22 protein-coding genes are annotated in these 22,181 nt (G+C 70.4%); 9 read left to right on the top strand and 13 right to left on the bottom strand.

Features of this window, described 5'->3' with window-relative positions; all coding sequences use genetic code 11:
* Positions 1–43: 43 nt before the first annotated feature.
* Complete coding sequence (locus WD026_RS05310; protein ID WP_425722591.1) at positions 44–718, top strand: nucleotidyltransferase family protein; 675 nt, start codon at positions 44–46, stop codon at positions 716–718.
* 10 nt (positions 719–728) lie between these two features.
* Here WD026_RS05310 and WD026_RS05305 read toward each other — a convergent pair whose 3' ends face one another.
* Positions 729–1,202 (bottom strand): DUF1854 domain-containing protein, encoded by a 474-nt coding sequence (locus WD026_RS05305; protein ID WP_425722590.1) that lies wholly within the window; start codon positions 1,200–1,202, stop codon positions 729–731.
* Positions 1,203–1,210: 8 nt separating this feature from the next.
* Positions 1,211–3,472 (bottom strand): ABC transporter ATP-binding protein, encoded by a 2,262-nt coding sequence (locus WD026_RS05300; RefSeq protein WP_425722589.1) that lies wholly within the window; start codon positions 3,470–3,472, stop codon positions 1,211–1,213.
* A 162-nt stretch (positions 3,473–3,634) separates the two neighbouring features.
* Here WD026_RS05300 and cphA (WD026_RS05295) point away from each other — a divergent pair, with 162 nt between their 5' ends.
* Complete coding sequence (gene cphA, locus WD026_RS05295) at positions 3,635–5,791, top strand: cyanophycin synthetase (RefSeq protein ID WP_425722588.1); 2,157 nt, start codon at positions 3,635–3,637, stop codon at positions 5,789–5,791.
* Positions 5,792–5,832: 41 nt separating this feature from the next.
* Positions 5,833–8,403 (top strand): cyanophycin synthetase, encoded by a 2,571-nt coding sequence (cphA, locus tag WD026_RS05290; RefSeq protein WP_425722587.1) that lies wholly within the window; start codon positions 5,833–5,835, stop codon positions 8,401–8,403.
* A 4-nt stretch (positions 8,404–8,407) separates the two neighbouring features.
* Here cphA (WD026_RS05290) and WD026_RS05285 read toward each other — a convergent pair whose 3' ends face one another.
* The 3 genes from WD026_RS05285 to WD026_RS05275 all read right to left on the bottom strand — a co-directional run bounded on the left by WD026_RS05285 (position 8,408) and on the right by WD026_RS05275 (position 11,393).
* Positions 8,408–9,484: an acyltransferase family protein gene (locus WD026_RS05285; RefSeq protein ID WP_425722586.1), complete on the bottom strand. Its 1,077-nt coding sequence runs from the start codon at positions 9,482–9,484 to the stop codon at positions 8,408–8,410.
* Entirely contained in the window at positions 9,481–10,344 is an 864-nt protein-coding gene (locus tag WD026_RS05280; protein ID WP_425722585.1) for a hypothetical protein, read from the bottom strand. The genes WD026_RS05285 and WD026_RS05280 overlap by 4 nt, the downstream gene beginning before the upstream one ends.
* Before the next feature lie 62 nt (positions 10,345–10,406).
* Positions 10,407–11,393: an NADPH:quinone oxidoreductase family protein gene (locus tag WD026_RS05275; RefSeq protein WP_425722584.1), complete on the bottom strand. Its 987-nt coding sequence runs from the start codon at positions 11,391–11,393 to the stop codon at positions 10,407–10,409.
* 106 nt (positions 11,394–11,499) lie between these two features.
* On the opposite strand from WD026_RS05275, the gene surE reads away from it, so the two are divergent.
* The 5 genes from surE (at position 11,500) to rlmD (ending at position 16,261) form a co-directional block, all read left to right on the top strand.
* Positions 11,500–12,276 (top strand): 5'/3'-nucleotidase SurE, encoded by a 777-nt coding sequence (gene surE, locus WD026_RS05270; protein ID WP_425722583.1) that lies wholly within the window; start codon positions 11,500–11,502, stop codon positions 12,274–12,276.
* The gene (locus WD026_RS05265; RefSeq protein WP_425722582.1) at positions 12,273–13,046 is read left to right on the top strand and encodes a protein-L-isoaspartate(D-aspartate) O-methyltransferase; all 774 of its coding nucleotides are present in this window, start codon (positions 12,273–12,275) and stop codon (positions 13,044–13,046) included. The genes surE and WD026_RS05265 overlap by 4 nt, the downstream gene beginning before the upstream one ends.
* Before the next feature lie 158 nt (positions 13,047–13,204).
* Positions 13,205–14,032, top strand: a complete 828-nt coding sequence (locus WD026_RS05260; protein WP_425723205.1) for a peptidoglycan DD-metalloendopeptidase family protein — start codon at positions 13,205–13,207, stop codon at positions 14,030–14,032.
* Between the two features lie 10 nt (positions 14,033–14,042).
* The gene (locus WD026_RS05255; protein ID WP_425722581.1) at positions 14,043–14,828 is read left to right on the top strand and encodes a 3'-5' exonuclease; all 786 of its coding nucleotides are present in this window, start codon (positions 14,043–14,045) and stop codon (positions 14,826–14,828) included.
* Positions 14,829–14,860: 32 nt separating this feature from the next.
* Positions 14,861–16,261 carry a 23S rRNA (uracil(1939)-C(5))-methyltransferase RlmD gene (rlmD, locus tag WD026_RS05250; RefSeq protein WP_425722580.1) on the top strand — a complete coding sequence of 467 codons (1,401 nt, stop codon included), beginning with the start codon at positions 14,861–14,863 and terminating at the stop codon, positions 16,259–16,261.
* A gap of 30 nt (positions 16,262–16,291) precedes the next feature.
* Here rlmD and WD026_RS05245 read toward each other — a convergent pair whose 3' ends face one another.
* Both WD026_RS05245 and WD026_RS05240 read right to left on the bottom strand, forming a co-directional pair.
* A complete protein-coding gene (locus WD026_RS05245) occupies positions 16,292–16,612 on the bottom strand; it encodes a hypothetical protein (protein WP_425722579.1) in 321 nt (106 codons plus the stop codon).
* 138 nt (positions 16,613–16,750) lie between these two features.
* The gene (locus WD026_RS05240; RefSeq protein WP_425722578.1) at positions 16,751–17,449 is read right to left on the bottom strand and encodes a Bax inhibitor-1/YccA family protein; all 699 of its coding nucleotides are present in this window, start codon (positions 17,447–17,449) and stop codon (positions 16,751–16,753) included.
* A gap of 210 nt (positions 17,450–17,659) precedes the next feature.
* Between WD026_RS05240 and WD026_RS05235 the strand changes: the two genes are divergently transcribed.
* Complete coding sequence (locus WD026_RS05235) at positions 17,660–18,067, top strand: GlcG/HbpS family heme-binding protein (RefSeq protein WP_425722577.1); 408 nt, start codon at positions 17,660–17,662, stop codon at positions 18,065–18,067.
* A gap of 107 nt (positions 18,068–18,174) precedes the next feature.
* Here the strand turns inward: WD026_RS05235 and hemP are convergent, their stop codons facing one another.
* From hemP to WD026_RS05205, 6 genes are all read right to left on the bottom strand, one after another.
* Positions 18,175–18,372, bottom strand: a complete 198-nt coding sequence (hemP, locus tag WD026_RS05230; RefSeq protein WP_425722576.1) for a hemin uptake protein HemP — start codon at positions 18,370–18,372, stop codon at positions 18,175–18,177.
* Positions 18,369–18,779 (bottom strand): ExbD/TolR family protein, encoded by a 411-nt coding sequence (locus WD026_RS05225; protein ID WP_425722575.1) that lies wholly within the window; start codon positions 18,777–18,779, stop codon positions 18,369–18,371. Before WD026_RS05225 ends, hemP begins: the two co-directional genes overlap by 4 nt.
* Before the next feature lie 2 nt (positions 18,780–18,781).
* A complete protein-coding gene (locus tag WD026_RS05220) occupies positions 18,782–19,516 on the bottom strand; it encodes a MotA/TolQ/ExbB proton channel family protein (protein WP_425723204.1) in 735 nt (244 codons plus the stop codon).
* A 19-nt stretch (positions 19,517–19,535) separates the two neighbouring features.
* Positions 19,536–20,201, bottom strand: a complete 666-nt coding sequence (locus WD026_RS05215; RefSeq protein ID WP_425722574.1) for an energy transducer TonB — start codon at positions 20,199–20,201, stop codon at positions 19,536–19,538.
* A 229-nt stretch (positions 20,202–20,430) separates the two neighbouring features.
* Entirely contained in the window at positions 20,431–21,477 is a 1,047-nt protein-coding gene (locus WD026_RS05210; protein WP_425722573.1) for an alpha-hydroxy acid oxidase, read from the bottom strand.
* Positions 21,462–22,175, bottom strand: a complete 714-nt coding sequence (locus tag WD026_RS05205) for a Fe2+-dependent dioxygenase (RefSeq protein ID WP_425722572.1) — start codon at positions 22,173–22,175, stop codon at positions 21,462–21,464. The genes WD026_RS05210 and WD026_RS05205 overlap by 16 nt, the downstream gene beginning before the upstream one ends.
* Between the last annotated feature and the right edge of the window lie 6 nt (positions 22,176–22,181).

Here is a 22,181-nt window from a genome sequence, read left to right as displayed (position 1 = left end):
GGTATCTGAAGGCCGAATGAAGGTGCTGCGGCATGATCGCCGCATGAGTCTTCTTCACGACACGGCTGACCACCAGCCCGGTGCGGTCCGGGCCGTTCTGCTGGCCGCCGGATCGGCCTCGCGCATGGGCCTTCGACCCAAGTGCCTGCTCGAGCGCGACGGCACACCCCTGGTGGTGCGCCTGATCCAGCAACTGCACCAGGCCGGTGTGGCACACGTGGTGGTGGTGCTGGGGCACTACGCGGACCGCATCGGCGCCGCACTCGATGCCATGCCGGAGTGTCCGGGCCTGCAGTTGCATCGCGTGCTCAACCCCGACCCGCACGCCCCGCAGGACGCGTCGCTGCGGCTGGGGCTGGCGGCGTTGCCCCAGGGAACCGACACCGTGCTGGTGCAGCTGGCCGACCAGCCCTTGCTCACTTCGGACGATGTGGGTGCCTTGCTGTCGGTGTGGGCGCAGCGGGCACCGGGCGTGGGGTTCCTGCAGCCGGTGCATGCCGGCCAGCCGGGGCACCCGGTGGTGCTGTCGTGGCCGGTGGCCCAGGCCCTGCGCGATGCACCGCCGGGCCAGGGCGGTCGGCAGTGGCAGCAGGCGAATCCGGAGCAGGTCTGGCGCTGGCAGGCACCCCATGAGCGCTTCTCGTCCGACGTGGACCGCCCGGAAGACATCGAGCGGCTGGCCCGGGCCGGCGTGACCCTGCGCTGGCCGCCGCAGTAGCGTCAGCGGATCAGAGGAAGCGCTCCAGCAGCCGGCGCGATGCGCGGTCCAGCCGGGTGCGGTCGGGCACCTCGAACACCAGGCCGTGGCTGCTGGTGATCAGCAGGCGCCGCTGACCCGGCAGGCGGCGGATGTCTTCCTCCACCTTGAGCACCAGCCGGGTCGGGCCGCGGTCGGTCTGCACGTCCCAGGTGCTGGGCGTGGCAAAGGTGCTGACCGAAACGATGCGCTGGATCACCGGCACCATGTCGCGATCGGACAGGGCGTCGCGCACCGCCTGCTGGTGCTCGGCCGGCAGCGCCGACAGCACCGGGATGAACACCTGCTCGGTGCCGTCGGACGCCACCAGCGAGATGGCCTCGTCCGGGGCGTTGAGCGGAAAGGCGCGCACCGCCTGCACGCCGGGGTGCTCGGTGCCGTCGGGCAGGCGGCAGACCCACTGGCCGTGGGCATTGCGTCGGAGTTCGAAGTCGGGGGCGCTCATGCGGCAACTCAGTTCTGGGCGGTGGGGTGGGCCGAGGGCTGGGGCAGGTGGCGGGCCAGCAGGGCGTCCTCGTGTTCGGCGTCTTCCTCGGCGGCCTGCCGGGCCTGGGCCTCGTACAGCCGCCAGTAGTGCCCCTGGCGGGCGATCAGCTCGTCGTGCGGGCCGACCTCCACCACCTCGCCCCGGTCCATGACCACCAGGCGGTCGGCCTTGCGCAGCGTGGACAGGCGGTGGGCGATGGCGATCGTGGTGCGGCCCTGCACCAGGTTGTCCAGGGCTTTCTGGATTTCCTTCTCGGTCTCGGTGTCCACCGCCGAGGTGGCCTCGTCCAGGATCAGGATGTGCGGATCGATCAGCAGGGCGCGGGCGATGCTGATGCGCTGGCGTTCGCCGCCCGACAGGCCCTGGCCGCGTTCGCCCACCAGCGAGTCGTAGCCCTGCGGCAGCCGCAGGATGAAGTCGTGCGCATGGGCGGCGCGGGCGGCCGCCACGATCTCGGCGCGGGTGGCGCCGGGCTTGCCGTAGGCGATGTTCTCGGCCACGGTGCCGAAGAACAGGAAGGGCTCCTGCAGCACCAGGCCGATGTGGCGGCGGTAGTCGGCCACCCGGAAGCGGCGGATGTCGGTGCCGTCGAGCTGGATGCTGCCGGCGCTCACGTCGTAGAAGCGGCAGATCAGGTTGACCAGCGTGCTCTTGCCGGAGCCGCTGTGGCCCACCAGGCCGATCATCTCGCCGGGGCGGATGTCCAGATCGAGGTTGCGGATGACCGAGCGGTTGCCGTAGCGGAAGGCGATGTCGCGCATGGACAGGCCACCCTTCACGGTGGGTGCGTCCACCGGGTCGCTGGGTTCCGGCACGTTGGACACGTGGTCCAGGATGTCGAAGATGCGCTTGGCACCGGCGGCCGCCTTCTGCGTGACCGAGACGATGCGGCTCATGGAGTCGAGCCGGCCGTAGAAGCGGCCGATGTAGGCGATGAAGGCGGTCAGCACGCCCACCGTGATGTCGCCCTTGCTGATCTGCCAGATGCCGAAGGCCCACACCACCAGCAGGCCCACGTCGGTCAGCAGGGTGACGGTGGGCGAGAACAGGCTCCAGGTCTTGTTGATGCGGTCGTTGACCGCCAGGTTCTGGGTGTTGGCTTCCTTGAAGCGGTCGGACTCGCGCTTCTCCTGCGCGAAGGCCTTCACCACCCGGATGCCCGGGATGGTGTCGGCCAGCACGTTGGTCACGTCGCCCCAGACGCGGTCGACCTTCTCGAAGCCGGTGCGCAGCCGGTCGCGCACCAGGTGGATCATCCAGGCAATGAAGGGCAGGGGCAGCAGGGTGACCAGCGCCAGCCAGGGGTTGATGGAGAACAGGATCACCGAGGTCATGCCCAGCATCAGCACGTCGGTGAGGAAGTCCAGCGCGTGCAGCGACAGGAACACCGAGAGCCGGTCGGTTTCCGAACCGATGCGGGCCATGAGGTCGCCGGTGCGCTTGGCCCCGAAGTAGTCCAGCGACAGGCCCAGCAGGTGGTCGAAGGCGCTGGTGCGAAGGTCGGCCGCGATGCGTTCGGACACCAGGGCCAGCAGCCAGGTGCGGGCCCAGCCCAGCGCCCAGGCCAGCAGGCCGGCACCCAGCAGGCCGCTGAGCAGCAGCGTCACGTAGGCGGTGTCGATGCGCTGGCCGTTCTGGAACGGAATGAGCACATCGTCCATCAGCGGGATGGTGAGGTAGGGCGGCACCAGCGTGGCGGCGGTGGACGCCAGCGTGAGCAGGAAGCCGGTGAGCAGTTGCCAGCGGTAGGGCCGGGCGAAGCGCCACAGGCGCAGCAGCACCCAGGTGGACGGCACCTCGGCGCGTTCGCGGGCACAGGTCTCGCAGTCGTCGCTCTCGGGGGGCAGCACCGACTGGCAGGTGGGGCAGAGCAGGGGCGCGTCCTCGCCGGGCGCATCGGCCTGCGGGGCCTGCAGCATGGCGATCTGCCGGTCGAACTGCCGCACCAGGCGCAGCGCCGCCGGGTTCTGGGCCAGGGTGAAGCGCCAGCTTGCCAGGCGCTGGTGTTCGTCGTGCAGCGACAGGGTGGCCACGCCGGCGTGGTCGGTGTGGCGCAGGGCCAGCCCCGCTCTCAGCGGCTGGTCGTGCGCGGTGCCGTCGGCCTGGCGGTGGCGCAGCAGACCGGGGTGGAGCTCGAGTTCGCTCCGGGCGAAGTGGCCGGCCTCGTCCAGGTCGACGGTCAGGCGGGCCAGCGGTGCGGCGGGGGAGGGGGTGGAAACGGGCGGCATGGGCACTGTCATGGGTGCGGAATTGTCGGTCACTTCGCGTGTGCAACACGAGTCCAGCATTTCTTAACACGCGCTAAGCCCCGGCGGGCCCGGCTCAGCGGAGAATACGGGCCGCAAACCCGCGCACGGTGCGCCATCCGGACAGCCCATCAACTGCTTTTTATGGATTCCAACCGATTTGCCATCACCATCCTCCAGCACCGGTTCCTGGGGGGACCGAACGCCTGGACCTACCGTTCGGCCATGGAGGTCTGGCTGGACCTGGGGCCGCTGGAGGAGCGACCATCCAACACCATCGACGGGCTGACCGACCGCCTGCTGGCCTGGCTGCCGGGGCTGGAGTCCCATCACTGCGGGGTGGGTGAACACGGCGGCTTCATCCAGCGCCTGCGCGAAGGCACCTGGGCCGGTCACGTGCTGGAGCACTGCGTGATCGAGCTGCTCAACCGGGCCGGCATGCCCACCGGCTTCGGCCAGACCCGCAGCACCAGCCGCACCGGCGTCTACCGCATGGTGTTCCGCGCCCGCAACCAGCCCACCGGCGAGGCCGCCCTGCGCCACGGCCACGCGCTGCTGGAAGCCGCCATCAACAACGAAGCCTTCGACGTGCCGGCGGCGGTCGAGGCCCTGCGCGCGGTGGTGGACGACACCTGGCTCGGCCCCTCCACCGCCGCCATCGTGCAGGCCGCCACCGACCGCCGCATCCCGCACCTGCGCCTGAACGACGGCAACCTCGTGCAGATCGGCCACGGCGCCAGCCAGCGCCGCATCTGGACGGCCGAGTCCGACCTCACCAGCGCGATTGCCGAGAACATCGCCTGCGACAAGGACCTCACCAAGACGCTGCTCATCGCCTGCGGCGTGCCGGTGCCCGAAGGCCGCGTGGTGGCCAATGCCGCCGAGGCCTGGGAGGCCGCTGAAGACATCGGCGTGCCGGTGGTGGTCAAGCCCAGCGATGCCAACCACGGCCGTGGCGTGTCGCTGGAGCTCAGCGACAGGAGCGACATCGAACAGGCCTTTGCGATCGCCGATGCCGAGGGCAGCGACGTCATCGTCGAGAAGTTCATCCCCGGCAACGAGCACCGCCTGCTGGTGGTGGGCGGCCGGGTGGTGGCGGCCAACCGGGGCGAGAGCCTGTGGATCACCGGCGACGGCCGGAACACGGTGCGCACGCTGGTCGACCTGCAGCTCAACAGCGACCCGCGCCGGGGCGACGCCGAAGAGTTCCCGCTGGAGACCATCATCCTCGACCGCGAGCCCGCCATGTGCCTGCTGCTGCAGCGCCAGGGCCTGGGGCCCGATGCCGTGCCCGCCGCCGGCCAGCGCGTGCTGGTGCAGCGCAACGGCAACATGGCCTTCGACTGCACCGACGAGGTCCATCCCGAGGTGGCCTACATGGCCGGTCTGGCCGCCCGCACCGTGGGCCTGGACATTGCCGGCATCGATCTGGTGACCACCGACATCGGCCAGCCGCTGCACGCCGTGGGCGGCGCCATCGTGGAGGTCAATGCCGGCCCCGGCCTGCTCATGCACCTCAAGCCCGCCATCGGCCAGCCGCGCCCGGTGGGCGAGGCCATCGTGCGCCAGCTGTTCCCGGTCGACGACGCCATGGCCGGCCGCATCCCGCTGGTGGGTGTGGCGGGTGAAGAGGGCAGCACCCTGCTGGCCCGGGCCGCCGCCCACCTGATGTGCCTGGGCACCGGGCAGGCCCCGGCCGGGCTCGCCTGCCGCGACGGCATCTACCTGGGCCGGCGCCGGCTGGAAGCGGCCGAGGCCGGCTACTGGCACCAGTGCGAGCGTCTGCTCATGAACCGCGAGATCCGCAGCCTGGTGGTGCAGGTCTCTGCCGGTCTGATCCTGGACCAGGGTCTGCCGTACGACCGCTGCCTGGTCGGCGTGGTGACCGATCTGTCCGGCTGGGAAACGCTGGCCCGCCACGACGTGCAGGGGCCCGAGGGCGTGGCCCGTGCCCTGCGCACGCAGGTCGACGTGGTGCTGGACCACGGCGCCTGCGTGCTGAACCTGGACCAGCCCGATGTGGTGGCCCTGGGCCGGCATTGCGACGGTGCCGTCTATGGCTTTGGCTCCACCCCGCCGACCCCTGAGAGCGGCATCCGGCGGCTGGCCCGCCCGCAGGACGGTGGCGTGGCGCTGGTCGAGGAGGGCCGGGTGGTCGCCCGGGCACAGCTGCCCGGCGGCACGGCCCCGGCCGACCTGATGGCCCTGTGCGGCGCCGCCGCTGCCGCCTGGGCGGCCGGCATGGCGCCTGCCCTCATCGTGGCCGGCCTCGAACACTTCGACATCCCGGCTGTTGCCTGAAGAACCCCGCTCGCGTCCAACCCAAGAACACGACCCGATCCATGGAAATCTCTCGCATCCGCGCCCTGCGCGGACCCAACCTCTGGACCCGCCAGACCGCCATCGAGGCCATCGTCCACTGCACTCCCGAAGAGCGTTCGCTGGCCGGCATGCCGGCTTTCGAGCCGGCCTTGCGGGCCCAGTTTCCGCAGCTCGGCCTGTGGCGCCACGACCGGCAGGAAATGTCGATGGCCAACGTGCTCAAGCTGGTGGCGCTGGCCCTGCAGGCCCAGGCCGGCTGCCCGGTGAGCTTCTCGCGCTGCACCGAGACGGTGGAAAAAGGCACCTACCAGGTGGTGGTGGAATACACCGAGGAGCCGGTGGGCCGCGAGGCCTTCCGCCAGGCCGAACGGCTCATTGCCCATGTGCGCGCCGGCCATCCCAAGCCGTTCGATGTGGAGACGGTGATCGCCGGTCTGCGCGAGCTCGACGAGGACGTGCGCCTGGGCCCCTCGACCGGTTCCATCGTCAACGCTGCCGTGGCTCGGGGCATCCCGTTCCGCCGGCTCACCTCGGGCTCGCTGGTGCAGTTCGGCTGGGGTTCGAAGCAGCGGCGCATCTGGGCGGCCGAGGTGGATGGCACCAGCGCGGTCTCCGAGACCATCGCCCAGGACAAGGACCTCACCAAGACCCTGCTGCGGGCCGCCGGCGTGCCGGTGCCCTGGGGGCGCCCGGTGGAGAAGGCCGAAGACGCCTGGGCCGTGGCGCTGGAAGTGGGCCTGCCGGTGGTGGTGAAACCGCAGGACGGCAACCAGGGCAAGGGCGTGACGGTGAACATCGTCGACCGCGACCACCTGGAGCTGGCCTGGCGCGTGGCCTCCGAATACGGCACGCCCATGATCGAGAAGTTCCTGCCCGGCAGCGACTACCGGCTGCTGGTGGTGGGCGAGAAGCTGATTGCCGCTGCCCGCCGCGATCCGCCCCAGGTCATCGGTGACGGCGTGCACACCGTGGCCCAGCTGGTGGAGCAGGTCAATGCCGATCCCAGCCGTGGCGACGGCCACGCCACCGCGCTGACCCGCATGCGCATCGACGAGATCGCCCTGGCGCGGCTGAAGATCCAGGGCCACACCCCCGACACCGTGCCGGCCAAGGGCGAGCGGGTGGTGCTGCGCAACAACGCCAACCTGTCCACCGGCGGCACCGCCACCGACGTCACCGACGATGTGCACCCCGAGGTCGCGGCCCGCGCCGTGGCCGCGGCCCGCATGATCGGCCTGGACGTGTGCGGCGTGGACGTGGTGTGCGAGACCGTGCTGCGGCCGCTGGAAGAACAGAGCGGCGGCATCGTCGAGGTGAACGCCGCGCCCGGCCTGCGCATGCACCTCAAGCCCTCCTTCGGCAAGGGCCGCGCGGTGGGCGAGGCCATCATCGACCACCTGTATCCGCCCGGTGACAACGGCCGCATTCCGGTGGTGGCGGTGACCGGCACCAACGGCAAGACCACCACCGCCCGCATGATCGCCCACATCGTGGCCGGCAGCGGCCTGCGCGTGGGCATGACCAACACCGACGGCGTGTATGTGAACGGCCGCCAGACCGACAGCGGCGACTGCGCCGGCCCGCGCAGTTCACGCAACGTGCTCATGCACCCCGAGGTGGACGCTGCCGTGTTCGAGACCGCGCGCGGCGGCATCCTGCGCGAGGGCCTGGGCTTCGACCGCTGCCAGGTGGCGGTGGTGACCAACATCGGCGCCGGCGACCACCTGGGCCTGAACTACATCACCACGGTGGAAGACATCGCGGTGCTCAAGCGCGTGATCGTGCAGAACGTGGCACCGGGCGGCTACGGCGTGCTCAATGCGGCCGACCCGCACTGCCAGCGCATGGCCGAGGTCTGCACCGGCCAGGTCATCTTCTTTGCCGTGGATGCGCGCAACCCGGTGCTGGCCACCCACCGCGAACAGGGCCGGCGTGCCGTGTGGGTGGAAGACGGCCACATCGTGGCGGGTGAGGGAGCCCAGCGCCACACCGTGGCCCTGAAGGATGTGCCCATCACCTTCGGCGGGCGCATCGGCTTCCAGGTGGAGAACGCCATGGCCTCGCTGGCGGCTGCCTGGGGCCTGGGTCTGGACTGGGATGTGATCCGCCAGGGCATGGCGAGCTTCCGCACCGACGTGGGCAATGCACCGGGCCGCTTCAACCTCATGAACCACCGGGGCGCCACCGTGATCGCCGACTACGGCCACAACCCGGACGCCATGCGTGCCCTGGTCTCGGCGGTGGACGCCATCCCGGGCGAGCGCCGCATGGTGGTCATCAGCGGTGCCGGCGACCGCCGCGACGAGGACATCCGCGAGCAGACGCAGATCCTGGGCGCGGCCTTCGACGAGGTCATCCTGTACGAGGACGCCTGCCAGCGTGGCCGGTCGCCGGGCGAGGTGGTGGGCCTGCTGCGCGAGGGCTTGAGCGGCGCCAGCCGGACCCGGCGCATCGACACCATCCAGGGCGAGTTCGTGGCCATCGACACCGCGCTGGACCGCCTGCAGAAGGGCGACCTCTGCCTGATCCTCATCGATCAGGTCGAGGAGGCGCTGGCGCACCTGCGTCAGCGCTGCGACGGCGTGGCCTGATCGCTCAGGCGGCGGCGGGGCGACGGCGGCCCAGCCGCCCCAGCCGTCCCAGCCTCGCTTCCACGGCGTGGTGGAAGGCCGCCCCGAGCAGGTTGCAGGCCAGCCAGGCCAGCAGCACCCCCAGGGACTGCATCACCGGGTCCTGGGGCGCGTGGCGGCTGAACCAGGCGTTCACCACCAGCGCCACCGGAAAATTCAGCAGGAACACCGAGTACGAGATGCGGCTGAGGTACGCCAGCACCGCGCTGCGCGGCCAGGTGTGCAGCCAGCCGCTGCGCCGTGACCACACCAGGCTGACGGCCACCAGCAAGGCCAGCGCAATGCGGGTGCGCCATTCCAGCGCGAGCGCCAGCAGGCACAGACCCACCATCAGCCACCCCAGGCGCCGGCCTGGTCCGGCGTCGGCCGGGTCGCTGATCCACCAGGCCAGAACGCCCATGCCGTAGGCGCCAAAGAAGTAGATGGCCCAACTGTCCCAGTCGGCGTCGCGGTTGAAGTGGAACAGCGACAAGGCCACGACCAGCAGCACCACCAGCCGCACCTGGCCGGATGCCCGCTCGGGTCCGGCCGGACCGAGGCGGCGCACCAGCCACAGCAGGCCCAGCAGCACCGCGTAGAGCTGGAAATCGATGGCCACGTACCAGACGCCGGCCGACAACGAATCCACGTCCAGCAGCGTGTGCACCAGCAAGGCGTGGGTGACGAACTGCCAGAGGTCCGGGCGGTCCGGCAGCGAGTCGTGGGTCATCCAGAAGCGCGCGACCTCGGTGCAGACCATGGCCACCAGCAGCGAGGCGAGGTAGGGCAGGGCCACCCGTGCATACCGCTGCCACAGGAGCGGCAAGGCCGAGGGCGCCTGCAGCGTGCCCTGGGGTGCCAGGCTGCGCGCCGCCAGAAAGCCCGCCACCACCAGGAACATCTGCACCGCCATGCGCGCGTCCTGGCTGAACCATTCCACCAGCTCGGGCAGCAGCCGGTGGGTCCAGTCGGACATGGGCCCGTAGAAGGCCAGGTGGTGCAGCACGATCAGCTGCGCACCCACCGCCTTGAGGGCGTCGATGTAGGGCAGCCGGTCGTTCACTCGGCGTGCCAGTGCAGCGGGAAGACGTAGTTCTCGGTCAGGGCACGGGCCGCCATGAGCGGAAGCAGCCGCGCCACGAACACCTCGCCGACCCAGCGGCGTTCGGTCGGGCTGTCATGCCCGGATTCCCGCACCAGCCGGATGCAGCTGAAGCTGGCGATGCCGTCCTCCACCGACAGCCAGGCCGGCGGTTTGGGCACCGGATCGGTGTCGACGGGCACTGCGCCGAACGCGCTTTTCCAGGCGTCCAGGAAACGTTCGAAGTAGCCCACGGTGCCGGCCCGCCAGACCTCGGCCACATAGAAGTTCCAGGCGCCGGCCGACTCGGTGATGAAGCCCCAGTCGAATTCGTGCACCGACAGCTCGCCCTGGGCCATCACGCCGATGCGGCGCACGTCGTCGCGGGCCGCGAACTCGGCGGTGAGCGGCCCGGCCCCGCCCGGCAGGCCACGCACCAGGCGGTCGATGGCTTCCGGGGGCGTGCGGAACAGCGGATCGGGTTCCTCCCAGGGCGAGCGCGCCCGCCGCAGCAGGCGGTCGGTGGCGTTCACGCTGTACTGGGCCAGGATGCAACGGTCCATGAAGGCCTTGCGGCCCTCGGGGGTGGAGATCTCCTGCACCACCTGGTCGAAGGCATCGTCGGCCCGCAGGGCGCCGGTCTCGCGCATGTGCAGCACGATGTCCAGCATGGAGCTGCGGGTGATGTGGTCCACCGCGTAGGCCAGGTCGCCCCCTTCGTACTCGACCATGGCCTTCTGGATCCAGGCCATCAGCTCGGCCCCCTCCAGCCCCGCCGGGGCACGCGGCATGTCGTTGAAGAGGGCGCGCATGACGCGCACCGTGTCGAGGTCGGTGGCCATGAAGGGCGATGTGGGCTCGGTGGACGGGGTTCGGGATACCGGTGCCCCGTATTATCCCCGGCTCAGTTCACCAGCACCAGTTTGCCCTTGACAGACCGTGAACCCATCACGGCATACGCCTGCGGCAGCTCGCTCATGGGCAGGGTGCGGTCGATCATGGGCTTGATCCGGCCGGCGCCGTACAGGCCGGCCAGGGTCTGCATCATGGCGGCGTTGGCCTGCGGTTCCCGCTTGGCAAAGTCGCCCCAGAAGACGCCCACGATGCTGGCGCCCTTGAGCAGGGCCAGGTTGAGCGGCAGGCTGGGGATGGGGCCGCTGGCAAAGCCCACCACCAGGTAGCGGCCACGCCACGCGATGGAGCGGAACACCGGCTCGGCAAAAGCCCCGCCCACCGGGTCATAGACCACGTCGGGGCCCTTGCCCCCGGTCAGGCGCTTGATCTCGTCGCGCAGGCTGCCCTCGGGCGTGTGCACGCTGTAGTTGAGGGTTTCGTCGGCACCCAGCTCGCGGCACAGGGCGCATTTGTCGTCGCTGGAGGCAGCGGCAATCACCCGCGCACCGGCCGCCTTGGCCAGCTGGATGGCGGCCGTGCCCACGCCGCCGGCCGCGCCCAGCACCAGCACGGTCTCGCCGGCCTTCAGCGCTGCCCGGTCCATGAGGGCATGCCAGGACGTGGCATAGATCATGATGAAGGCCGCCGCGTCCACCGCCGGAAAGCCGTCGGGCAGGGGCATGCACAGGGCCGCCGGGGCCAGCGTGTGGGTGCCGAAGCCGCCGGTGCCGCTCAGGCAGGCCACCTTCTGGCCGACCTTCAGGTGCTTCACCCCTTCGCCCACCGCCTGCACCACGCCGGCGTATTCCGAGCCGGGCACGAAGGGCAGGGCCGGCTTCATCTGGTACTTGTTCTGCACGATCAGCAGGTCGGGGAAGTTCAGGCTGGCGGCCTCGATGGCGATCAGCACTTCGCCCGGACCCGGGGTCGGGGTGGGCAGCTCCTTCCATTGCAGCGCTTCGACGCCGACGGGGTTCTCGCAGAGCCAGGCTTGCATGGGTGTCTCCTTGTGATGGGCAGCGGCCATGATAGGGACGCCCCAGCGCCTGCGCACGGGTGTCCTTGTCCCGGGCGCGACGGGGTGCGCCGCCTAGAATCGCGGCATGAAAATCCTCATCTCCAACGACGACGGCTACCAGGCGCCCGGCATCACTGCCCTGTACGAAGCCCTCAAGGACCTGGCCGACGTGGAGGTGGTGGCCCCCGAACACAACAACAGCGCCAAATCGAACGCGCTGACGCTGCATTCGCCACTGTATGTGCAACGGGCACCCAACGGCTTTCGCTACGTCAACGGCACGCCGGCCGACTGCGTGCACATCGCGCTCACCGGCCTGCTGGGGTACCGGCCCGACCTGGTGGTGTCGGGCATCAACAACGGCGCCAACATGGGCGACGACACCATCTATTCCGGCACCGTGGGCGCCGCCATGGAAGGCTATCTGTTCGGCATTCCGGCCATTGCCTTCTCCCAGACCGAGAAAGGCTGGGCCCACCTGGACGCGGCAGCCGACAAGGCCGCCGAGCTGGTGCGCCGGCTGCTGCCTTCGCTGGAGGGCGCCCAGATCCGCCAGGACCCGTGGCTGCTCAACGTGAACATTCCCTGCCGCCCGGCCAGCGAGATCCGCGGCTTCAAGGTCGCCCGCCTGGGCCGGCGGCATGCCGCCGAGGCGGTGATCACCCAGGTCAACCCCCGGGGCGACACCATGTACTGGATCGGCAGCGCCGGCCCCGCCAAGGACGACGTGGACGGCACCGACTTCCATGCCACCCAGCAGGGCTACGCCACCATCACGCCGCTGCAGGTGGACCTGACCGACCACGACCGGCTGGCCTACTGGGCCCCCACGGCGGCGGCCCTGAGCGGGGGCGAGCGGTGACCCAGTCCCCCGGCGGACGCCAGCGACCGGGATTCCCGGCCCGGCTGCCGTCCTCGTCCCCGGCCCAGGTGCGCCGCACGGCCGCCGAGGCGCCCGCAGCCAGGGTGGCCCCGCCGACCGGGGTCGGCATGGACTCGTCGGCAGTGCGCATGGCCATGGTGCGCCGGCTGCAGGCCGGGGGTGTGTCGCACCCGGCCGTGCTGGCCGCACTCGGCGCGGTGGAGCGGCACCGTTTCGTCGACACCGCCCTGGCCACCCAGGCCTACGAAGACACCAGCCTGCCCATCGGCCTGGGGCAGACCATCAGCAAGCCCAGCGTGGTGGCCCGCATGATCGAGCTGATCTGCCAGGGCCCGGCCGGCGTGGCCGGACGCGTGCTGGAGATCGGCACCGGCTGCGGCTACCAGGCCGCCGTGCTCAGCCGCGTGGCCCGCGAGGTGTACAGCATCGAGCGGCTGCGGGGCCTGCACGACAAGGCCCGCGAGAACCTTCGGCCGCTGCGCCTGTCCAACCTGCACCTCCTGTTCGGCGACGGCATGCTGGGATTCCCGGCCGGCGCACCCTATGCGGCCATCATTGCGGCGGCCGGCGGCAACGACCTGCCCTCGGCCTGGATCGATCAGCTGGCGGTGGGTGGCCGGCTGGTGGCCCCCGCCGTCACTGCTGCGGGCCGGCAGAACCTGGTGGTGATCGACAAGACCGCTGCCGGCATCGTCCGGACCGAGCTGGAGGCCGTTCATTTCGTGCCCCTAAAATCGGGCATTGCCTGACGCGCCACCCCCTGGGTGCGCCACGCCTCCCACACACCGGGCCCGCCTCTGCGGGTCCGTCAGACCTTGCTGGAGTCCTCATGAATCAAGCGCTTCCCATGACCACCGGCACCGGCCGAGCGGCGGGCCGACCGGTCCGCGCCGGCACCCTCGCGAGCATGGTGGTGGCTGCCCTGCTGGCGGCCGGTTGCAGCACCACCCGCGTCAGCGGGCCTGCACCGGTGGAAGACCGGGGCTTTTCCCGGTCCGAGACCGTGGCCGCCAAGCCCGGTGCCGAAAACGCCGGCAAGCCCGGCTACTACACCGTCAAGGCCGGCGACACCGTCTACCGCATCGCCCTGGACAACGGCCAGAACTGGCGCGACATCGCCGCCTGGAACAACCTGGCCAACCCGTCCTCCATCGAGATCGGGCAGGTGCTCCGCGTGGCGCCGCCCGCGGCTCCCGCAGCGCCGGCTGCGCCCGTGGTGGCCGCAGCGCCGGTGAGCAGCGGCGGCGTGGTGGGCCGCCCCCTGAGCGAGACGAGCCAGCCCGCGCCGTCCCCGGCCCCGGCACCCGCGCCGGCCGCAGCGCCGACCCCTGCACCGGCACCGGCGCAGGCCGCCACGCCGGCGGGTGACGAGCTCAATTTCGTGTGGCCGGCCAACGGCCCGATCGTGGCCCAGTTCGACGAAGCCACCAACAAGGGTGTGGGCATCGGTGGCCGCATCGGCGATCCGGTGGTGGCCGCCGCCGACGGCCGCGTGGTGTATGCCGGTGCCGGCCTGCGTGGCTACGGCAACCTCATCATCCTCAAGCACAACAACACCTACCTCACCGCCTACGCCCACAACCAGGCGCTGCTGGTGCGTGAAGACCAGGCGGTGAAGCAGGGCCAGAAGATCGCCGAGATGGGCAGCAGCGACGCCGACCGCGTCAAGCTGCACTTCGAGGTGCGGCGCCTGGGCAAGCCGGTCGATCCGCTGGGCCACCTGCCCAAGCGCTGAGGCCACCGCCATGGCCTGGCCGGTGCTGGTCTTCGACATCGAGTCCATCCCGGACATCGAGGGCCTGCGGGCCCTGCGCGGCGAGCCGGCCGACAAGCCCGATGCCGAGGTGTACGCCGGCTGGCTGGAAGAGCGCAAGGCCCGCAACCAGAGCGACTTCATGCCGCTGCACCTGCAGCGGGTGCTGGTCATCAGCTGCGTGTTCCGCAACGCCGAAGGCCTGCGCATCCACTCCTTCGTCGACCGCGACGGCCAGAGCGAAGGCAAGGTGGTCCAGACCTTCTTCAACGCGGTCGAGAAGCATTCGCCCCAGCTGGTGAGCTGGAACGGCGGCGGCTTCGACCTGCCGGTGCTGCACTACCGGGGGCTGCGCCACGGCGTGGAGGCCAGCCGCTACTGGGACATGGGCGAGGACGACCGCGAGTTCAAGTGGAACAACTACATCAGCCGCTACCACATGCGCCATCTGGACCTGATGGACCTGCTGGCCATGTACACCCCCAAGAACAATGCGCCGCTGGACGCACTGGCCAAGCTGTGCGGTTTTCCCGGCAAGCTGGGCATGGACGGCTCGCAGGTCTACAGCCAGTACCTGGCCGGCCAGACCGAGGAGATCCGCCGCTACTGCGAGACCGACGTCATGAACACCTACCTGGTGTATTGCCGGTTCCAGAAGATGCGCGGCGGCTTCACGCCCGAGGAATACGACCGCGAGATCGCCTACGTGCGCGAGACCCTGGGCCATCTGGCGCCGGACGAGCCGCACTGGCAGGAATACCTGGCCGCCTGGGCCTGAAGGGCGTGCGCCCGGCCTGAGACAATCGGGGGATGCAATCCGACGCCCCCGAACAAAAAACCCCTGAACTGCCCGACGGCTGGCTGGCCGTCGAATCCCTCGACATCGAAGCCCAGGGCATTGCCCACCGGCCGGACGGCAAGGTGGTCTTCATCGAAGGCGCGCTGCCCTTCGAGCAGGTCAGCGTGAGCGTGCACCGGCGCAAGAACAACTGGGAAGCCGCCACCGCCACCGCCATCCACCGCGAATCGTCGCAGCGGGTCCGCCCGGGCTGTCCGCACTTCGGTCTGCATGCCGGCGCCTGCGGCGGCTGCAAGATGCAGCACCTGCACGAGAGCGCGCAGGTGGCCATCAAGCAGCGGGTGCTGGAAGACAACCTGTGGCACCTGGGCAAGGTCAAGGCCGAGACGCTGCTGCGCCCCATCGAAGGGCCGGCCTGGGGCTACCGTTACCGCGCACGCCTGTCGGTGCGCCATGTGCACAAGAAGGGCGAGGTGCTGATCGGCTTTCACGAGCGCAAGAGCCGCTACGTGGCCGACATGCAGGTCTGCCACGTGCTGCCGCCGCACGTGAGCGCCATGCTCATGCCGCTGCGCGACCTCATCTTCGGCATGGACGCGCGCGAGACCTGTCCGCAGATCGAGCTGGCCTGCGGCGACGAGGTCACCGCCCTGGTGCTGCGCCACCTGGAGCCGCTGACCGAGGCCGACCTGGGCCGCCTGCGCGCCTTCGCGGCGGCGCAAGGCGTGCAGTGGTGGCTGCAGGCCAAGGGGCCCGACACGGTGAAGCTGCTGGACGAGGGGGGACCGCAGCTCTCGTACAGCCTGCCCGAGTTCGGCATCACCATGCCGTTCAAGCCGACCGATTTCACCCAGGTGAATCCGCAGATCAACCGCGTGCTGGTGGGCCGGGCCCTGCGGCTGCTGGATGCGCAGCCCACCGAGCGGGTGATCGACTGGTTCTGTGGCCTGGGCAACTTCACCCTGCCGATCGCCACCCAGGCCGGCGAGGTGCTGGGCATCGAGGGCAGCGAGGCGCTGGTCAAGCGTTCGCACGAGAACCTGGCGTTCAACCAGACTGGCCGGGCACGCCCGCTGGCGCCCACGCGCTTCGTGGCCCGCAACCTGTTCGAGATGACGCCGGAGCTGCTGGTGGCCGACGGCGTGGCGGACAAGTGGCTGGTGGACCCGCCGCGCGAGGGCGCCTTCGCCCTGGCCAAGGCGCTGGCCGATCTGCACCAGGAGCCGCAGCGGGCCGGTGGCTGGACGCCGCCCCGGCGCATCGTCTATGTGAGCTGCAACCCGGCCACGCTGGCGCGGGACGCGGGTCTGCTGGTGCACCAGGCGGGCTACCGCTGCGTGGCGGCAGGGGCGGTGAACATGTTCCCGCACACGGCCCACGTGGAGAGCATGGCGGTGTTCGAGCGCGCGTGAGGCGCGGCCCTGCCCGTCGGGGCGGGCCGGTCAGGACTTGTCGGCCGGCTTGGCCTCGGTCGCATCCTTGGACGGCTCGCCGCCTTCGCGCGGCATGCCGACGATACTGTTCTCGCGCATGTACTGGTCCATCTCCTTCCAGCCCTCGAACACGGCGGACTTGCCGGCCTTGGGGTTGGATTCGAAGCACGACTCGATGCTGCGGATGGCGTGACGGCAGGCGCTCCCGATGGCACGCCCTTCGGCTTCCTTGCGGGCCAGCACCTGGGACGCCGTCTCGATGCCCAGGGCATCGCAGCCGGCCAGCAGGGCCAGGGCGGAGAGGCTGATCAGGAGGCGGGAAGATCGCATGGCGTGGGCTCGGTCGTGGGGCCGGGGATGTGTTCTGTATCGGCAGCACCCGCCCCGACTTGATACCTGTGGCGTACGCCCGGCCATGAAAAAGGGGCCCGAAGGCCCCTGGGTGAGGAAGCGGTCAGGCCGCTGCCGTCACTCGCGTTCGCCGCCGAACACACCCAGCAGGGTCAGCAGGCTCTGGAACACGTTGAACAGGCTCAGGTACACGCCCAGGGTGGCGGTGATGTAGTTGGTTTCCTCGCCGTCCACCACGCGCTTGAGGTCGTACAGGATGAAGGCCGAGAAGATGCCGATCGCCAGGACGGACAGGGTGATCATCAGCGCGCTGGACTGGATGAGCACGTTGGCGATGCCGGCCACCAGCAGCATGATCATGCCGATGAACAGGAACTTGCCCATGTTCGACAGGTCGCGCTTGATGACGGTGGACAGCGAGGCCATGCCGAAGAAGATGGCGGCCGTGCCGCCGAAGGCGGTCATGATCAGGCTGGCGCCGTTGGAGAAGCCCAGCACGTTGGCGATCAGGCGCGAGAGCATCAGGCCCATGAAGAAGGTGAAGGCCAGCAGCACCGGCACGCCGGCGGCAGAGTTCTTGGTCTTCTCGATGGCGAACATGAAGCCGAAGGCGCCGCCCAGGAAGACGAGCAGGCCCATGAAGCCGGTCAGGCCGGCGGTGATGCCGGTGGCCACGCCCACCCAGGCGCCCAGCACGGTGGGCACCATGGACAGCGCCAGCAGGGCGTAGGTGTTGCGCAGCACGCGGTTGCGCTGGGCGGCGGAGCCGGCAATGGTGGCGCCGAAGCGGCCGCTGGACTGGATGTGTTCGGACATGGCAAGACTCCTTGTCGTCGTTGGGATGTTGACTCTGAGCATTAATTGCCCATTAAGTTTCCGGATTGTAGGGGGCGCCGGGGTGCCATCCCCCGAAGACCACGAAAAAGCAGGGCGGTCAGGGGACTTGTGACCGGGATCCACCCAATCCGCGCGGTATCGTCGGGGTTTGTGCCGTTTGAAGGCATGCAACCCCCGGAGAAGCGTTCCATGAAGACCAAAGACATGCTCGAAGCCGCCGACGTGAAGGCGATTGCTGCCGCCGCCGAGGCCGAAGCCCAGAAGAACAACTGGCCGGTGACCATCGCCATCGTGGACGACGGTGGCCACCTGCTGTGGCTGCAGCGCATGGACGGCGCCGCCGCCATCTCGGCCCACATCGCACCGGCCAAGGCCCACACGGCGGCGCTGGGCCGTCGCGAGAGCAAGATCTACGAAGACGTGATCAACCAGGGCCGCGTGTCCTTCCTGAGCGCGCCGCTGCTGCAGGGCATGCTGGAGGGCGGTGTGCCAGTCATGAAGAACGGCCAGTGCATCGGCGCCGTGGGTGTGAGCGGCGTGAAGTCGACCGAAGACGCCCAGATCGCCCGCGCCGGCATTGCCGCGCTGGGCCTGTAAGCCGGTCTCCGAAAAAAGGCCTGGCTACCGACGCCGCGGCGTCGTGGCTGGCCAACACGACCCGGCAGGACCCGCAGGCGCGGCGTCCGGGGTCGCCCCACGAAAAACTATTTGGTCAGGATCAGTTTGCCCTGGCGGGTGGCCTGCAGCCGGTAGACCGCACCGTTGTGCTCGATGGCCACGCTGCGCTGGCCCTGCAGGATGCGTTCGCTGGGCACCACGCCGGCGGGCGCCTGCGGGACCGCACCGGCACGCTGGCTCTGGTCGGGCCGATCCGTGTGTCCGGACAGCGATGCCGTGGTCATGGCGCCGGCTCCGTGATGAACCCGATCTTGCGCACGCCGGCCCGCTGGGCAGCAGCCATGGCCTGGGCCACGCGCTCGTAGCGCACCGCCTTGTCGCCGCGGATGTGCAGCTCGGGCTGCGGCTCCATGGCGGCGGCCTGCGCCAGGCGGGCCGCGAAATCCTCGTCCGCCACGCGCTGGTCGTTCCAGAAGTACTGGCCCTGGGCATCCACCGAGAGGCGGATGTTCTCGGGCTTGTCCTGCACCCGCTCCACGCTGGCCTGGGGCAGCTCCACGTTCACCGAGTGCTTGATGACCGGCACGGTGATGATGAAGATGATCAGCAGCACCAGCATGACGTCGATGAACGGGATCATGTTGATCTCCGCCAGCACCTCGCCGCTGTCGTCCTGGGTTCCGATGGCCATGGTCAACCCCGCTTCATGGGCAGCACCTTGCCGTCGGCACCCACGGCCACGCGGGCACCGGTGACGAAGTAGGCGTGCAGGTCGTGGGCGAAGCGGTTGAGCTGGTGCAGGATGCCCTTGTGGCCCCGCACCAGGGCGTTGTAGCCCAGCACCGCCGGGATGGCCACCAGCAGGCCCAGGGCGGTCATGATGAGTGCCTCGCCGATGGGGCCGGCCACCTGGTCGATGCTGACCTGGCCCGCAGCACCAATGCCCAGCAGCGCGTGGTAGATGCCCCAGACCGTGCCGAACAGGCCCACGAAGGGCGCGGTGGAGGCCACCGAGGCCAGCACCGACAGGCCGCTCTGGCCGCGCGCGGTGAAGTCGTCCACGCTCTTGCGCAGCGAACGCTCGATCCAGTCGCTCACGTCCAGGCTGTCGTGCAGCTGGGGGCGGGCCTGACCGTCCTTGTGGGTGATGTGGCGGGCGGCCTCGCGGCCTTCGGTGGCCAGGGCGCGGAAGGGATTGGCTTCGGGGTCGCCGAGCTTGTCCAGCCCTTCGGCAAAGTCGGCGCTGTGCCAGAAGCCTTCCACGGCGCGCGCCTGGGCCCGCTGGGCGCGCTGGTCCAGCACCTTCCACAGGATGATGACCCAGGTGGCCAGGCTCATGGCCAGCAGCACCAGGGCGACCGAGCGGGTGACCCAGTCGCCCTGGGTCCAGACGTGGGCGAGGCCCGAGGTGGCGAAATCGTTGTTCATGGTGTTGACGTGTTGACGTTCATTCAAGGACGAAATTGATCGGGACGGTGACCCACATGGCCTCGGGCGTGCCGCCGCGCTTGCCGGGCACATAGCGCCAGCGCAGCACGGTCTGCAGGGCAGCCTGGTCCAGCCGCTCGAAGCCGCTGGAGGTGCGCACCTCGGCCCGCGAGGCGGTGCCGTCGGTCTCGATGAACACCCGCAGCGTGACCTTGCCCTGCTCCCCCAGCCGGCGCGAGAGGGCCGGGTAGGGCGGGCGCGGGTTGTTCAGGTAGTCGGCGTTGGTGCTGGGCAGCACCACGGCCGGGGGCGCGGGTGGCGCAGGCGGCGCCGCAGGTGCCGGGGCCACTGCCGGTGCGGCCACCGGCTCGGCCGGCGCGACCTGGGGCGCCAGCGGCGAGGGCGTCGGGCTCGGGCTGGCCACCGGCTCGGGGCGCGGTGCGGGAGCGGGAGCCACGCGGGGCGCCGGCGCTGCCCTCGCTGGCGAAGGCGGTGCGGCAGGTGTGGGAGGTGCCGGGGGAATCTGCGGCTGGGGCGCCTCGATGAACTCGGCCATCACCTCCACCGGCACCACCAGCTCCACGGCGCGGCGCAGCAGACCGCTCTGCAGCGCCCACACGCCGGCCAGGTGCAGCCCGACCACGGTGGAGACGACGGCGATCCGTCGGGAGGTCTGACGCGACATGGGCAATGCGGTGGGGGAAGGGGGCTGTGACATCACAGCGGCGGGCGAGCTCATAGTTTAGGCGGCGCCCCGTCCCGGAACACCCATCGCGCGGCCAGCACGATCAGCAGCAGGCTCAGGCCGAAGGCGGAGAGGGCAACGGTCATGGCATTCCTTGGGAAAAGTGGACGGGATCATGGGACGAATTATAAATGAGAATAGTTCGTATTTGAATGGATGGGCCAAAAATTCAGTCCGGGCGCAGCAGGTCCAGCCCGGCCGCCTCGGCCGGGGAGCGGCAGCCACACAGGGCCTGCGCCGCCACGAACTCGTCCCGCAGCCGGCGCAGCACCCGGGCCACGCCCATGGCCCCGTCCTCGGCCAGCCCGGCCAGTACCGGACGGCCCACCAGCACGGCGCTGGCGCCCAGCGCCAGCGCCTTGATCACGTCGGTGCCGCGGCGGATGCCGCCGTCCACCAGCACCGGCACCGCGCCGGCCACGGCCCGCACCACGGCCGGCAGGGCATGGGCGGTGGCGACCGTGGTGTCCAGGGTGCGGCCACCGTGGTTGGAGACGATCAGCCCGTCGATGCCCAGGGCCACGGCCGCGGCCGCATCGGCCGGGTGCAGCACGCCCTTGAGCAGCAGGGGCAGACGGGTGTGCCGCCGCAGCCAGGCGATGTCGTCGTGCGTGGGCGCGCGGGCCAGCAGGGCATCCAGCGGCTCGGCCGGGGGCGGCGCCAGGTTCACCGCCGACAGGTGGGGCGGCAGCGAAAAACCGGTGCGCAGTTCGCGGTCGCGCACGCCCTGCACCGGCGCGTCGATGGTCAGCACCAGGGCCTCGAAGCCGGCGGCTTCGGCCCGGCGCACCAGGGTCAGGGTGTCCTCGGGCCGGGGCTGCAGGTAGAGCTGGAACCACAGCGGGCCGCGCTGGGCATCGGCCCGCACCGCACCGGCCACCGATTCCAGCGGCTGGCTGGCCTGGCAGCTCAGCACCAGGCCCACGCCCTGGCTGGCGGCGGCCAGCGCGGTGCCTTGCTCGCCGTGCGGGTGAGCCAGCATCTGGTGGGCCATGGGCGCCACCAGCAACGGCGTCGGCCAGGTGCGGCCGTGCAGGTCGATGCGGGCATGGCTGCCGGCCAGGGAGTGCAGGGTGCGCGGCCACAGCCGCAGGTCCTGCCAGGCCTGCTGGTTGGCCCGCAAGGTGATCTCGTCGCCGGCGCCGCCCAGCAGGTAGGCGGCATGGCCCGGGTCCATGCGCTCGATGGCCCCTGCGCTGCTCACAGCTGGCTCCATTGGCGCAGCAGGTTGTGGTACACGCCGGTGAGCGCGGTGGTCTCGCTGCTGTCCCCGTGGCGGGCGCGCAGGCGCAGCAGGTTCATGTCGAGGTCGAACAGGATCTGCCGTTGTCCTTCGTCGGGCACCAGGCTCTGCACCCAGAAGAAGCTGGCCAGCCGCTCGCCCCGGGTGACCGGGGTCACCTCGTGCACCGTGCTGGCGGGGTAGAGCAGGGCATGGCCGGCCGGCAGCTTGAAGGCCCGTGCACCCAGGGTGTGGTGGACCACCAGTTCGCCGCCGTCGTAGCTCTGCGGGTCGGACAGGAACACGGTGCACGAGAGGTCGCCACGCATCCAGTCGCCACCGGCACCGGCCGGCTGGCGCAGCACGGCGTTGTCCACATGGCGGCCGTAGTGGTCGCCGGTGGCCTGCTCACCTGGAGCCGGGGCGGTGTAGCGGTTGAACAGCGCCGGCAGCACCCGCCGGGGCAGGGCGGCCGAGACGAACAGCGGGTCGCGCTCCAGTGCCCGCGCCACCAGCGCCTGCAGCCCGCGCGAGGTCTCGCTGTCCTGCTGCAGCTGCCGGTTCTGCTTGAGGGCAGCGGCCTGGCCACCGGCGGTGCTGCTGCCGTCCACCCAGGGCGCATCCAGCCCCAGGCTGGCGCGGGCCTGCCGCACTTCGTCGGGGGTGAGCAGCTGGGGCAGCGACAGCAGCATGGCGGG

It is taken from the genome of Hydrogenophaga sp. R2 (assembly GCF_049843595.1).
GTDB lineage: Bacteria > Pseudomonadota > Gammaproteobacteria > Burkholderiales > Burkholderiaceae_C > Hydrogenophaga.
This window is presented reverse-complemented; position numbering and strand designations above follow the sequence as displayed.

Bases quoted from the DNA above. Each gene is read 5' to 3' on its own strand.
- WD026_RS05310 (WP_425722591.1), top strand. From the start codon at position 44: ATGAGTCTTCTTCACGACACGGCTGACCACCAGCCCGGTGCGGTCCGG.
- WD026_RS05305 (WP_425722590.1), bottom strand. From the start codon at position 1,202: ATGAGCGCCCCCGACTTCGAACTCCGACGCAATGCCCACGGCCAGTGG.
- WD026_RS05300 (WP_425722589.1), bottom strand. From the start codon at position 3,472: ATGCCGCCCGTTTCCACCCCCTCCCCCGCCGCACCGCTGGCCCGCCTG.
- cphA (WP_425722588.1), top strand. From the start codon at position 3,635: ATGGATTCCAACCGATTTGCCATCACCATCCTCCAGCACCGGTTCCTG.
- cphA (WP_425722587.1), top strand. From the start codon at position 5,833: ATGGAAATCTCTCGCATCCGCGCCCTGCGCGGACCCAACCTCTGGACC.
- WD026_RS05280 (WP_425722585.1), bottom strand. From the start codon at position 10,344: ATGGCCACCGACCTCGACACGGTGCGCGTCATGCGCGCCCTCTTCAAC.
- WD026_RS05275 (WP_425722584.1), bottom strand. From the start codon at position 11,393: ATGCAAGCCTGGCTCTGCGAGAACCCCGTCGGCGTCGAAGCGCTGCAA.
- surE (WP_425722583.1), top strand. From the start codon at position 11,500: ATGAAAATCCTCATCTCCAACGACGACGGCTACCAGGCGCCCGGCATC.
- WD026_RS05260 (WP_425723205.1), top strand. From the start codon at position 13,205: ATGGTGGTGGCTGCCCTGCTGGCGGCCGGTTGCAGCACCACCCGCGTC.
- WD026_RS05255 (WP_425722581.1), top strand. From the start codon at position 14,043: ATGGCCTGGCCGGTGCTGGTCTTCGACATCGAGTCCATCCCGGACATC.
- rlmD (WP_425722580.1), top strand. From the start codon at position 14,861: ATGCAATCCGACGCCCCCGAACAAAAAACCCCTGAACTGCCCGACGGC.
- WD026_RS05245 (WP_425722579.1), bottom strand. From the start codon at position 16,612: ATGCGATCTTCCCGCCTCCTGATCAGCCTCTCCGCCCTGGCCCTGCTG.
- WD026_RS05240 (WP_425722578.1), bottom strand. From the start codon at position 17,449: ATGTCCGAACACATCCAGTCCAGCGGCCGCTTCGGCGCCACCATTGCC.
- WD026_RS05235 (WP_425722577.1), top strand. From the start codon at position 17,660: ATGAAGACCAAAGACATGCTCGAAGCCGCCGACGTGAAGGCGATTGCT.
- hemP (WP_425722576.1), bottom strand. From the start codon at position 18,372: ATGACCACGGCATCGCTGTCCGGACACACGGATCGGCCCGACCAGAGC.
- WD026_RS05225 (WP_425722575.1), bottom strand. From the start codon at position 18,779: ATGGCCATCGGAACCCAGGACGACAGCGGCGAGGTGCTGGCGGAGATC.
- WD026_RS05220 (WP_425723204.1), bottom strand. From the start codon at position 19,516: ATGAACAACGATTTCGCCACCTCGGGCCTCGCCCACGTCTGGACCCAG.
- WD026_RS05215 (WP_425722574.1), bottom strand. From the start codon at position 20,201: ATGTCGCGTCAGACCTCCCGACGGATCGCCGTCGTCTCCACCGTGGTC.
- WD026_RS05210 (WP_425722573.1), bottom strand. From the start codon at position 21,477: ATGGAGCCAGCTGTGAGCAGCGCAGGGGCCATCGAGCGCATGGACCCG.
- WD026_RS05205 (WP_425722572.1), bottom strand. From the start codon at position 22,175: ATGCTGCTGTCGCTGCCCCAGCTGCTCACCCCCGACGAAGTGCGGCAG.